At 66.0% G+C, this 12,816-nt stretch carries 8 protein-coding genes and 1 tRNA gene; 5 read left to right on the top strand and 4 right to left on the bottom strand.

Annotation, left to right across the window (positions count from 1 at the left end; translation table 11 throughout):
- The 3 genes from AB0C69_RS25625 to AB0C69_RS25635 all read left to right on the top strand — a co-directional run.
- Positions 1-611, top strand: a 611-nt coding sequence (locus tag AB0C69_RS25625) for a hypothetical protein (RefSeq protein WP_360357679.1), incomplete at its 5' end; no start/stop codon positions are given.
- Entirely contained in the window at positions 608-3,763 is a 3,156-nt protein-coding gene (locus AB0C69_RS25630) for a helicase-related protein (RefSeq protein WP_360357681.1), read from the top strand. The genes AB0C69_RS25625 and AB0C69_RS25630, both read left to right, overlap by 4 nt.
- On the top strand, positions 3,703-5,541 hold the full coding sequence (locus tag AB0C69_RS25635; RefSeq protein ID WP_360357682.1) for a DUF1998 domain-containing protein: 1,839 nt from the start codon (positions 3,703-3,705) through the stop codon (positions 5,539-5,541). Before AB0C69_RS25630 ends, AB0C69_RS25635 begins: the two co-directional genes overlap by 61 nt.
- A gap of 1,996 nt (positions 5,542-7,537) precedes the next feature.
- Here the strand turns inward: AB0C69_RS25635 and AB0C69_RS25640 are convergent.
- From AB0C69_RS25640 to AB0C69_RS25650, 3 genes are all read right to left on the bottom strand, one after another.
- Positions 7,538-7,611: transfer RNA gene (locus AB0C69_RS25640), tRNA-Pro, on the bottom strand.
- Between the two features lie 37 nt (positions 7,612-7,648).
- The gene (locus tag AB0C69_RS25645; RefSeq protein WP_360357684.1) at positions 7,649-8,275 is read right to left on the bottom strand and encodes a methyltransferase domain-containing protein; all 627 of its coding nucleotides are present in this window, start codon (positions 8,273-8,275) and stop codon (positions 7,649-7,651) included.
- Complete coding sequence (locus AB0C69_RS25650) at positions 8,272-9,171, bottom strand: metallophosphoesterase (RefSeq protein ID WP_089310670.1); 900 nt, start codon at positions 9,169-9,171, stop codon at positions 8,272-8,274. The genes AB0C69_RS25645 and AB0C69_RS25650 overlap by 4 nt, the downstream gene beginning before the upstream one ends.
- Positions 9,172-9,265: 94 nt before the next feature.
- Here AB0C69_RS25650 and AB0C69_RS25655 point away from each other — a divergent pair, with 94 nt between their 5' ends.
- On the top strand, positions 9,266-9,718 hold the full coding sequence (locus AB0C69_RS25655) for a GatB/YqeY domain-containing protein (RefSeq protein ID WP_345178927.1): 453 nt from the start codon (positions 9,266-9,268) through the stop codon (positions 9,716-9,718).
- A gap of 34 nt (positions 9,719-9,752) precedes the next feature.
- Here AB0C69_RS25655 and AB0C69_RS25660 read toward each other — a convergent pair whose 3' ends face one another.
- The gene (locus AB0C69_RS25660) at positions 9,753-12,050 is read right to left on the bottom strand and encodes a transglycosylase domain-containing protein (RefSeq protein WP_360357686.1); all 2,298 of its coding nucleotides are present in this window, start codon (positions 12,048-12,050) and stop codon (positions 9,753-9,755) included.
- Between the two features lie 326 nt (positions 12,051-12,376).
- Here AB0C69_RS25660 and AB0C69_RS25665 point away from each other — a divergent pair, with 326 nt between their 5' ends.
- Positions 12,377-12,688, top strand: a complete 312-nt coding sequence (locus AB0C69_RS25665) for a WhiB family transcriptional regulator (protein ID WP_185029424.1) — start codon at positions 12,377-12,379, stop codon at positions 12,686-12,688.
- Positions 12,689-12,816: the final 128 nt, after the last annotated feature.

Here is a 12,816-nt window from a genome sequence, read left to right on the forward strand (position 1 = left end):
GCTCGGCGACCGCACCTGAGAACGACCCCATCGAGCAGGCCGAGCGTGCTCGACTGCTGTACGTGGCCATGACCCGGCCACGCGATCTCCTGATCCATGTGAAGGCGATCGCCAAGCTCACTGCCGGCCGTCTCCAGCGGCAGCGTGACGGGCGGTGGGCTGAGCTGGGGTTCAAGGCCGGGCGAGTGTTCGGAATTGAGGTCCTACCGGAAGACGTGAATCGGGACGAGCCAGCTGGCACGGTCGGTTTCCAGGAAGATCCCCTGAAGATTCAGCACTACCTTGCGAATTCCGTGCGAGAGGGCGACCCCATCACGCTCGTTCGGCTCCCGGTCGCATCGACCGAGGACTCTCCCGCGTACCTCGTGGAACACGACGGGCACAGGGTCGGAGTGACCACCGAATCCTTCGCCAGAGCGTTGCGAGCGCTTCTGCCCGGGCGCGACCGTAGGTTGCCGCCTAGGATCAAGGAGCTTCGAGTGGACAACGTCGAAACCGTGATCGGCCGTGAAGCGGCTGGCCTCAACGCAGGGCTCGGCTGGTCGGGTATCTGGTTGCGACCGCGGATCGTGGGACTGGGACGTTTCGACTGGGCAGGAGAGCAGTCGTGAGCTTTGACGAGCACTATGCGTTCCGCCGCGAGCTGGTCACCAGGCTGGAGCGAGATCTGATCGGACCGACCGGTGCAGCCGAAGAGACGATCACGGATCCCCCCATCACCAAGTACGCCGCCGGGATCCTTTTTCCGCAGTCCCAGGACAGTGTCGCCGAGAACAACCCGCTGGACGAGGCCCCCGAGAACAGGCGCCAGGGGGACTTTCCCGACCCGGCTGTTGCCATGGCCCACGTCCGTTATCCGTCCTCGATGGGGATGTCCTTTTCGGTCGACCTTACGATCTCAGATTCGATCATGGTCGAAGTGGAGGCAGCGCGCTACGTGTCCGATGCTCCTGCGGAAGGACGTCGTACTCGCACCAGCTCCGTGGCGGAGGAACCATGGCGGCGCAGGAGCCTGCCGATCGAACCCCACTGCATCAAGGTTTCGGAAGTGGGCCAGCAGTCGATCAGAGTCGCCGACAATCTTGAACTGTTCGTTCGGGTACGGCCAGCGAATGCTAAAGGAGTCGCAGCCGTCACGCTGGCTCTCCTCAACCTGTCTGTGGCTCAGGACAACAGTTCTAATCGAGATGAGACGGCTTTCTTCCAGCCGCGCATCACAGTACGGCCCGTCGCTGAATCGTCACCCTTCGTGGAGCGGCCACCGCTTGGTTCCGCGGACACGGATGAGGAAGCCGGTGCCTACAGGCTGCTCTATCGTCATGCGCCGAGTTTCGCTACCGGCCATGGATGTGCGGTGGAATGGGAGCCCAGCAAGGTCGCCGTCAACGAGCTGGCTGGGGTCCCTGCTCCTCGATGGGTTCGAACGACGTTCGTGCCCACCTACGATCTCCGGCTGGCCGACTCCAATCTTGAAATCGACGTGGCTCGCCTCGGAATGCATCGCCTTGCAACGGTGTCCGATGCCGAGGTCATCGCCGCCCTGAAGGGCTTCACCTCGGGCTACCGTGCCTGGATTCGCCAGAGACGTAACCAGGTCGGCGACATCGCGGACAAGAGTCTGCGCGAGACGGCCCTCGAGCACCTGAGGCGGTGTACGACATCCTGCGATCGCATGGATGCGGGAATCGAGATCTTGGCGGATCCTGCGGATCCAGCCCCCATGGAGGCGTTCCGACTTGCGAACCGTTCCATGGCACTGCAGCGTGCTCGTACGGAATGGCTGAGGTCCTCGGACCGAGATGCGTGCGAGCCCGATGAGACGGCGGCCACCTGGCGCCCGTTCCAAATCGCGTTCATACTCCTCTCTCTGCGCGGTGTCGTGGATCGAGAGTCGGTCGACCGCGACATCGCCGACGTGCTGTGGTTTCCAACCGGTGGTGGCAAGACCGAGGCGTACCTAGGCCTGATCGCCTTCTCCACTTTCCTCAGGCGACTACGAGACCCGCAGAACGGAGGCGGGGTCACGGTCCTGATGCGGTACACCCTTCGCCTGCTGACGGTTCAGCAGTTTGAACGTGCCGCCCTCCTCATGTGCTGCATGGAGCGGTTGCGTCGGGACGCCGGAGCCCATCTCGGTCAGCGCGAGATCTCCATAGGCATGTGGGTCGGCCGTGGCTCCACGCCCAACACTCTGGATGAGGCCAAGCGGTCCCTGCGGAGGCTCGCCAAGAACGAAGAGGTACAGGAGGAGAACCCGGTCCAAATACGTTCCTGCTGCTGGTGCGGAACTGCGCTGGACCATTACGACTACAAGATCTACGCCGATCGCCTGGTGATCGCCTGTGGCACCCCGGGCTGTGACTTCGCTGACGGCCTTCCGGTCCACGTAGTCGACGAGACCATCTATGCGCAGCGCCCGACCCTGATCATTGCCACGGCGGACAAGTTCGCCGGGCTGCCCTGGAAGCCGGAGATCGGCAACCTTTTCAACCACTTCAGTTCCGAACCACCGCCCGAACTGATCATCCAGGACGAGTTGCATCTCATCTCCGGCCCGCTGGGCACTCTGGCGGGTCTCTACGAGACCGTCGTGGACCTGATCGGTCAACGGCCCAAAGTCATCGCCTCCACCGCCACGATCCGTCGTGCCGTGCACCAGGGCCTGGCGCTGTTCGATCGTCAGGTGGAGCAGTTCCCACCGCCCGGCCTTGATGCCCGAGACTCCTATTTCTCGGTTGAGACACCACCTTGCCGGAAAGCGAGCAGGCTCTACGTGGGCCTCATGGCGCCGGCCACCAGCCAGACCAGCCTGATGGTGCGGACGTACGCGGCTCTGCTCCACCATGCCCAGGTGATCGAGGGGAGCGACGAGGTCCGGGACGCCTACTGGACACTCCTGGGCTACTTCAACAGCCTTCGACTTCTCGGCGGCGCCAAGCTTCAGGTTCAGGACGACGTCAACGACCGTCTCGACCTCCTCAGCGAGAGTCTCGGCCAGAAACGGCGTGACATCCGCCGGGACATCGAGCTGACCAGTCGTGAGCCGTCCAGTGCCATCCCTGGTCACCTACAGGACATGGCCACGCCGTATCCGGATGCACTGGACGTGATCCTCGCCACCAACATGATCTCCGTGGGGGTCGACGTGGATCGTCTCGGCTTGATGGTCATGATGGGGCAGCCTCAGTCCACCTCTGAGTACATCCAGGCCACCAGTCGGGTCGGACGGAAGTGGCCTGGGCTGGTGGCGACCCTCTTCAATGGAGCGCGGTCCAGGGATCGCTCACACTATGAGAACTTCACCTCGTATCACTCCGCCTTGTATCGCCAAGTCGAGGCGACCAGCGTGACGCCGTTCTCGGCGCGTGCCCGCGATCGCGGTCTCCACGCCGCGATCGTGGCGCTGGCCCGCCTGATGATCCCCGTGGCTCGCCCCAAGGAGGCCGCCGCCTACATCGCCGATTTCGAGGACGAACTCAACGTGATCTGCGATCAGATCCTCTCCCGCGTCGAGCGGGTCGCCGACCGAGCCGAGCGAGACATGACGGAAGAGCAGATCAAAGAGATCATCGCCCAGTGGCGTGAGGCGGCGGACGAGGACCCGGAGCTCACATACGGCACGTACCGACAGCCCGGACTGATGGTCGACGCCGGCCGATGGGACCAGTCGGACGACTCGATCGCTTCCGCGTTCGCGACGCTATGGAGTCTGCGCGACGTCGATGTCGAGTCGACCCTCTACCTGGACAGGGCAGTGCGGTGAAGGGGAAACCCATAGGGGGCGTCCGAAGGGCTCAGCTCATCACGACCTATGGGGTCGGTTCTCTGATAGCCGTCGGCAGTGAGTCGTTCATGGTGGCCGGACTCGACCGCTGGCCCGAGCTCGGTCCCTTTGATCAGATCATCCACGAGCGCCGGCTGGAGAAAGAACTCGGGGTGGAGTGCTTCCGACTCCCCCCGGCGTCCGAAAGCAGCAAGTACGGCGATATTCCGGTGGTCCGGTTCCCCGAGATCCAGTCCTGCCCTGGGTGCAACCGACTGGCAAAGGCGAAGTTCTTCGGTGCGAGCCGCAGTCCTGCCAAGTGCAAGGAGTGCGATCGCGAGCTGGTGCCGTCCAGATTCGTCGTCTGCTGCGCCGCAGGTCACATCGATGACTTTCCCTACTTTCGCTGGCTCCACAAGGGCGGCAATTCCGTCGGAAGTGACTCTCAGCGGCACGACCTGAGGCTGAAGGCCACAGGACGCAGCGCCTCGCTCGGCGACATCGAGATCTCCTGTTCGTGCGGCGTGCACCCGGTCACCATGGAAGGCGCCCTGAGGAAAGCTGCGCTGAGGGGGATCAGCGACTGCACCGGACGGCGCCCCTGGCTTGGTGACGTTCCGGCAGAGGAATGTGAAGAGCTCCCGCGGGCGATGCAGCGAGGCGCGTCCGGTGTCTGGTTCTCCGATGTGCGATCCGCGCTCTCGATCCCGCCATGGTCGGAGGGCGTCCAGAAGCTGGTGGAACGCCATTGGAAGTCCCTGAAGAAGGCGCCTGACCTACGTGATCGTCTAGAAGAGCTGGAGCTGGACAACCACCGGCTGTACAGCGTGGAAGAGATCATCCAGGCGGTCGTGAGGCGTCGTCAGGACGATGCCGGTCAGACGGACGACTCCGAGGAGACGCTGAAGTTCGACGAGTACCAGGCGTTGACCAGGACCACGCAAGAGCAGCCGGGACCGCAGGATTTCGTCTGCGTACCATGGCCGGACAAGGCGATCGCAACAGAGCTAAGCCTCGACAAGGTGATGCGGGTGAAGCGACTACGAGAGGTACGCGTCCTCAAGGGATTCACTCGTCTAGCCACGCCCAACAGTGCGAACGCCGATCGGCGGGCGCCGCTCTACTCGGCAGAGAACCAGCCTGGTTGGCTGCCCGCGATCCAGGTCATCGGAGAGGGCGTCTTCCTCCGGCTAGATCCGGATCGAGTGGCCGAGTGGGAGTCACGGCCCGAGGTTCAGACCCGGATAACTCCGATCGGCCATGCGTACCGAGAGCGTTTCGCGCGATTCGGCCTGGACCCGGACCGAGAGATCACACCGCGGCTGGTCATGATTCATACGCTGGCTCACTCGATCATCAATGAGTGGAGCTTGGACTCGGGGTACCCCGCGGCGTCCTTGCGCGAGCGCCTGTACGTGTCCGACAAGATGTCCGGCTTCTTGGTCTACACGGCCACCAGCGACTCCGCCGGAAGCCTTGGCGGCATTGTCGCCCAGGTGGAATCGGGGCGCCTGGCTGCCTCTGTGCGCAGCGCCCTAGAACGAGTGTCGTGGTGTTCCGCTGATCCACTGTGCATGGAAGCGCAGACCAGTGGCACCGACAACTTGAACCGAGCCGCTTGCCACTCGTGTGTTCTTCTCCCGGAGACCAGTTGCGAGGAGTTCAACACCCTGCTTGATCGTGCCCTGCTGGTGGGCACCTCGGAGGTGCCCACCCTCGGATTCTTCTCCTCCTTGAGGGACGCTCGCGCGGCCGAGGGACATTTCGCCCAGCGTTAGCACGGTCGATCTCCTACTCGTCCCGCGCACGGGCTGTGACATCGCCCGGTGGAAAGCACTTGCCGCCAAGCGTCGCGAAGACTGGGTATACGTGGCTTCCGACGACGAGGCCGCGATCTTGGCGTTGGATGAACGGTCAGAACCCAGGATGCGGGATGAAGCAGCTACCCCGAACTGCATACGCGGCTCGTCAGCTGGTGGCTAGTGCACGCTTGGCGGAGCATCGACCTCCTTGAAGACACCGTGGATAGTCTCTGGCGCTGGCGGATCGCCTCTGGAGCGGTAACAGCGCTGTCATCGAGGAAGCAGGTGCACTCGTCGACCAGGCGCAGAAGCTGCGGCATGGCGTATCGCCATGGCCACGCCAGCGGATGCGCTCAAACGGCCCGGGACCGTCCGTGACGCCCTTGCGCCCGTCCTACTACATGCCAGCAAGGGATCTCGCCTCAAACGCACAGCCACGAGAAGCTGCAGGCGACCACCGTCTTGACGCTGGTGAAGAAGCTGACCAGTCTCTCAGGAGACTCGCGCTTCCAAGGATGGTACGACTGGCTGTCTGATGCTGCACGCCCGGCGTTCGGGGCGACGATTGCGTACGCATCTCCTCCGATGGCCCACGAGTCAGGTGCTCTCCTCGTTCGGTACTACGCAAGGTCTCCGCTCTCGCTTGAGGGCGATGGCCAGCATCAGTTGTTGGAGCCGACGATCGCTTTCATTGTTGCGGACGCCGTGATCGGAGCCGGCCGTCTGATCACTGACATCCTGGATCGCTCTCTTGCCCTTGTGGACGACGTCGGTTTGACAACTGCGGCGGCAACCCTGGCCCGGCGCCCGTACTGGAGAAACTTCTCCCCGGTGCGGGGCAGCCGCCCATGCCCCTGTGGTCGTGGGAAATGGTCGAAGTGCGGCCACCGGTGGGGCGAAGCGGCACCGGGTATAGCCAGCCCACAAGGTAGCCCGGCGCGCTGATAAGTAGGAGGCTCGGGCTCCTGAAGACAGCCACTGCACAACCGTCAGCTCCACGTCCATATAAGTGGGCGTACTGGTGGATGCGAAGCAAGAGGTTGTTGAGCGGCGCCTTGGGCGGGCCAAGAAGCCGGTCCATTCGTGTTCGGCTATGGCGGTAAGGATGACGCTGCCTCAGGCCATCCCTCGGCGGTCGATGCCAGCAGCAGCCCCGCTGCAAGGTCGTCCTCGTCGAAGGGCAGGCCGGAATGGCCGATGCCTTCGGACTATCGAGGTCCCCGAGCCTGGGCCGCCACAGGCGCGACGGCCCAGGTGACTCCAGTGGCTGAGCTGTGGGCAGCAGGATGTCCGGCAGGTCAAGGCGGATGCGCCGCCGATCGGACTCGCGGGTGTGGCCACGCCAGAGCGTCCACGTGCCGTCCGAGTCACTGGCCATGCTCAACAGTTACAAGACCGACCACTCACACGTGCTCGGCAGGATCTTCGAGTAGGTCCACGCGTTCACCGGAGTCCGGTCGCCCCATCCAGTAGATCGCCCTGTCGGCCGCCGTCGGCAACCCACACCGCCTAATCACGTGGTTCCGCGGCATGCCGAGGCGATAGTGGGCTCACCGGAGTCCTTGCCTTGGATCATGCCCAACGAAAAGGGCGGTGAGGAGCTAGACCACTTTGTGGCCGCTGACGCAGGATCCGTTGGCGAGCCCCTTGCTGCCCGACGGGCAGTCGGCGTTCACTGGATAGGAGGACAACCTCGGCTCATGCACCTATGTCCGTGTTCGCGGGCTGGCAGCCTGGGGCTGTCCGCTGGATGCTGCCCCGAAAGAGGCAGGAGCGGAACGGAACGGGTGGTGCGAGCGGCAGAAGCGATGGTTCAGATGGGTGTCGGCGCGCCTGGGCTGTGGCCGACTGGTGATGGTGCGTGCCCCTGGAGGTCGCGGGCGCACGGCTGGGGGCGGGGTCGGATGGGGGTCGAAAGATCTTGAGGCCGGTCTCCGTGGGGGAGAACCGGCCTCTGATCTGGCGTTTTCTGTCGGGGTGGCGGGATTTGAACCCACGACCTCTTCGTCCCGAACGAAGCGCGCTGCCAAGCTGCGCTACACCCCGGTGGCGGCTGCCCGGGAGTTGTACGTCCTCCCGGCGCCTAGTCCACTTTAGCGGATGCTGGGGAGTGGTGCGTCCCTGATTTTCGGGCTGTGAAGGCGGTCACGGCGCCCGAGGGCGTGAGGGTGATGTTCGTCAGGGCGGCGGTCTCCAGCCAGGTTCGGAGGTCGGCTCTGGTGCCTGGGTTGCCGAAGGCGCCTTGGTACTGGAGGAGTTTGATCAGGGGGTCGCGGCCGGCGGCCTTGACCACGGTCGTGCCTTGGAGAGTGCCGCCTGGGCGTAGGACTCGGGTTAGTTCCTGGAGGGCTGCGGGTGGGTCTTGCAGGCAGTGGAGGCCGTTGTAGGTGAGGCAGACGTCGAAGGTGTCGGTGGGGAAGGGGAGGTTGTAGATGTCTGCCTGGACGAGGGTCGTCGTCTTGCGGCGGGCTCTCTTGAGCATGGTCGTGGAGAGGTCGGCTGCCACGTGGCGGGGGTTGTTATTTATGGCCAGGCCGCCGCCGCAGGGGATGTCCAGGGTCAGGGCTGACGGGTCCTGGGCGGCGATGAGTTCGTGGAGGTGGCCGATGTCGTAGTTCCAGAGGGCGCGGGCTCCCAGGTGGGAGAGGGCGCGGTTCTGGACGGCGACGTCGTACAGGGTGGCTAGGAGCGGGGCGGTCTTCCAGTTCACCGTCGAGGGACGAGGGTGAGCAGGGAGGCCTCGGGCGGGCAGCAGAAGCGCATGGGGGCCTTCGGGGACGTGCCCAGGCCCGCGGAGACGTGGAGCCAGGAGCCGCGGTGTTTGTGGAGGCCCTTGACGCGGGGGCGGTCGATGCCGCAGTTGGTGGCGAGGGCGCCGTAGAAGGGGACGCAGACCTGGCCGCCGTGGGTGTGGCCGGCGAGCAGGAGGTCGTAGCCGTCGGCGGTGAAGCGGTCGAGGTTGCGGGGTTCCGGGGAGTGCATGATGCCGAGGTGGACGTCGGCCTGGGGGTCGACGGGGCCGGCGATCTTGTCGTAGCGGTCCCGGTTGATGTGGGAGTCGTCGATGCCGCCGAACTCGACGTCGAGTTCGCCGACCTTGAGGCGGCCGATGCGGTTGTTCAGGTCGAGCCAGCCGGCGGCCTGGAGGGAGGAGCCGAGCTCGCGGTAGGGGAGGTCGGGCTCGCGGCGGCGGCGGCCGTAGTCGGACTTGCTCGTGCGCCAGATGTAGCGGAGCGGGTTCTTCAGGACCGGGGAGTACAGGTCGTTGGAGCCGTAGACGAAGACGCCGGGGCGGTCGAGGAGGGGGCCGAGGGCGTCCAGGAAGGGGCCGATCGCGTCGCGGTGGGAGAGGGTGTCTCCGGTGTTGACGACGAGGTCGGGCTCCAGGGCGTCCAGCGAGCGGACCCAGTGGATCAGGCGGGATCTGCCGGGCGTGAGGTGCGCGTCGGAGATGTGCAGGATCTTCACCGGCGGGCGGCCGGGCGGCAGCACGGGCACGTCGAAGCGGCGGAGGCGGAACCAGTTCCGCTCGATCAACGAGGCGTACCCGAAGGTCGCGGCGCCCGCGCCCAGTACTCCCAGCGGCACGGCGTGGATCTTTCGCACGGCTCTCCCTTCTCAGGGTTCCATGCTTTCAGACATGGGCGCCGCTCGGTAATCCTGATGAGGCGGAAGGTCGCGGACGGGCATGATGTGGGGCATGACCCTGAAGGAGAAGCTGGAGACCGATCTGTCGTCGGCGATGAAGGCGCGCGACGAGCTGCGCACGCGCACGCTGCGCATGGCGCTCACGGCGGTGAAGAACGAGGAGGTCGCCGGCAAGCAGTCGCGGACGCTTTCCGACGACGACGTCGTGAAGGTGCTCACGCGGGAGGCGAAGAAGCGGCGGGAGGCCGCGACGGCCTTCGGCGACGCGGGGCGCGAGGAGCAGGCGCAGGCGGAGCGGGACGAGGGCGGGGTGCTGGAGGAGTACCTGCCCGCGCAGCTGTCCGACGAGGAGCTGACCGCGCTGGTGGCGGACGCGATCGCCGAGACGGGCGCGTCGGGGCCCCGCGCGATGGGGCAGGTCATGAAGTCGGTGAACCCGAAGGTGGCCGGGCGCGCGGAGGGCGGGCGCGTCGCGGCGGAGGTGAAGCGGCAGCTGGCTGAATGAGAAAGGGCCCGGCATGGTGCCGGGCCCTTTCGCGTCAGTCGCCTGAGGGCGGGGCGCCGCGCTTCTTGCCGCCGCTCACGTAGAGGATGACGGTGGTGCCGGGCGGGACGGAGCTGCCCGCGTCGGGCGAGGTGGACACGACCGTGCCCTTCGGCTGGTCGGAGTCGACGGAGCCGGACGCGACCTGCACCTTCAGGTCGGCGCCCCTGAGCCGGGCGGTGGCGGCGGCGACCGTGAGGCCCTTCACCTGCGGGACCTTCGTGGTGTCGCCGAAGTCGCGGGTCGGGGTCTGGAAGCCGGGGGCGGGCTTGCCCGCGAGGGCGCTGCGCATGGACTGCTGCCACATGCCGCCGGGGATGTCCGCGCCGTAGACGCCGTAGACCTTGTACTGCCAGGGGCCGCGGAAGTCCCAGTAGGCGGTGGCGGCGGCCAGGTTCGGGGTGAACCCGGCGAACACGGCGCAGGTGAACTCTTCACAGGTTCCGGTCTTGCCGGCGGCGGGACGTCCGATGCCGCGTCCGGCGGCGGTGCCCTTGGTGAGGACGCCCTGCAGGATCGAGTTGACCTTGTCGGCGACGTCCTGGTCGAGGGCCTGGTGGCAGTCCTGCTTGGGAAGCTTGAGCTTCTTGCCCTCCGGGTCGACGACCTCGGTCACCGAGAGGGGGGCGCAGTACTTGCCGCGGGCGGCGAAGCCGGCGTAGGCGGCGGCGAGGTGCACCATGTCGATGTCGTTGACGCCGAGGACCTGCGACGCGATCGGCATCAGGGGGTCGCCGGTGGCCTGCTTCATCCCGAACTTCTCGGCCATCTTGACGGCGTTGCAGACGCCGACGCGCTTCTCCAGGACGGCGTAGAAGGTGTTGACCGAGTGCCAGGTGCCGGTCTTCAGGTCGAAGTTGCCCTTCTCGCTGTCGCCCGCGTTCGACAGCGTCCAGGGGCCGCCGCCGACCATGGCGTTCTTGACCTTCTTGCCGTCGAACATCCCGGTGTAGCGGCACGGCTGGAACCCGCTGACCGTGGTGGTCTGCGGCGAGTTGATGGTCGTGCTGACCGGGATGCCCTGGTCGATGGCGGCGGCGAGGGTGAAGACCTTGAAGGTCGAGCCCGCCGAGACGCCGCTGCCGCCGCCGTGCGCGGAGTCGGCCGGGAGGTTGATGGTCGTGCGGCCCTTGCCGGGGCCGTACCGCTTGCTCAGCCCGATGGCCCGGATCTTGCCGGTGCCGGGCTCGACCATCGCCTCGGCGCCGACGCGGTTGCCGCCGGGGGGGACGGTCCCGCGCAGGGCCCTGTCGACGGCGCGCTGGTCGTCCATATCGAGGGTGGTACGGATGGTGTAGCCGCCGCGGTTCAGCTTGTTGACGACGTTCTGCTGCTGCTTCGGCTTGAGCTGCCAGTACTTGCCGTCCGACAGGATGTTGAGCATGTCGTACTTCACGTACTCGCAGAAGTACGGCGCCTTGCTGGTCTCGCAGCCGCCGACCGGGTCGGTGCGGTTCAGCTGGATGGGCTTGGCGGCCTCTGTGTCGGCCTGTGCCTTGCTGATGTGGCCGAGCTGCGCCATCCGGTAGAGGACGACGTCGCGCCGCTTGCGCGCGTCCTTGGGGTTGCGGATGGGGTCGAAGGCGGTGGGGTTCTGGGTGATGCCGGCGAGCAGCGCGGCCTGGCCGAGTTCCAGCTTGGACGCGGGGATGCTGAAGTACCGCTTGGCCGCCGCCTGGACGCCGTACGCGCCGGCGCTGAAGTAGGCGACGTTCATGTAGCCCTCAAGGATCTGGTCCTTGGTGAGGCGCTGCTCGATGTCGAGCGCGTAGCGGAGCTCGCGCAGCTTGCGCCCGACCGTGGGCGCCGTGACCTCGCGGTACTCCTCCTCGGACTTGGCGCTGTCGACCAGGAGGTTCTTGACGTACTGCTGGGTGAGCGTGGAGCCGCCCTGCGTCTGCTCGGACTCGACGTTGGAGGCCATCGCGCGGATGGTGCCCTTGAGGTCGAGCGCGCCGTGCTCGTAGAAGCGCGAGTCCTCGATGTCGATCATCGCCTGCCGCATGATGGGGGCGACCTGGTCGAGCCGGACGGACTCGCGGTACTTGTCGAAGAACGTGGCGACCTGCTTGCCGTTGCCGTCGTACATCACCGTCTTCTCGGACGGCGGTGTCGTCTTGAGCTGGCTGTCCATGTCCTCGAAGTTGTTGGCGGCGTCGCGGGCGGTCAGCCCGGCGCTGCCGACGGCGGGCAGCGCGATGAGCGCGACGATGAGGCCCGCCACCACCCCGGCACCTAGCAACCTGAACAGCGTGGACGCGGCCTGGGCCCGATCGTTCTTCGCAACGCGCACGGGGTCTAGGGTACGCGGGACGAGCAGTGCATTAGGGACAGGTCCCCCAGGGTTCGTGCTTTCCGGACCGGCTGATCAGGATCTTCGTCCGTTATGCCCTCATCGTGACAACCTGCGCAGTGTCTGGCGCGTCAACTACAGGTAACTAGTCCGTTCCGGCGGTATGGCCCCGGTGGGCTATATCGAGAATGGGCCCAACGGGGGCTGTTGAAACGTCCCTCGCTTCCGTAAGTTCTTCCCCACGGCTTTCGTTTGGCGGCCTGACGTCCGCGCCCGTCCGGCCAAGGAGCGCAAATCGACACAGACCCTAGGGGAGTGGGGCCAAGATGTGGATCACGGATTGGACCGCCCGCGCCGCCTGCCGTAACGCGGATCCGGACGCTCTGTTCGTGCAGGGTGCGGCGCAGAACCGAGCCAAGCTCATCTGCCGCGGCTGCCCGGTGCGCACGGAGTGTCTCGCCGACGCTCTCGACAACCGGATCGAGTTCGGTGTGTGGGGCGGGATGACCGAGCGGGAGCGCCGTGCGCTGCTGCGGCGGCGGCCGGATGTGCGCTCGTGGCGCGAGCTGCTGGAGACCGCGAAGGAAGAGTACGAGCGGTCGGCGGAGGTCGACGAGGAAGAACTCGTCGCGAGCTGAGTTCGACCGGGCCCCCGGGGCCCGTGCGGCGGCGGTCCAAGGACCGGCGCGGTCCAAATGAAGCGTGGCCGGTAGGCCCGGACCACCCGTGTGGGTACGGGCCTACCGGCATGCCCCTCAAGGCGGTG

Origin of the sequence: Actinomadura sp. NPDC048032, from assembly GCF_040653175.1 — a bacterium.
Classification (GTDB): Bacteria; Actinomycetota; Actinomycetes; order Streptosporangiales; family Streptosporangiaceae; genus Spirillospora; species Spirillospora verrucosospora.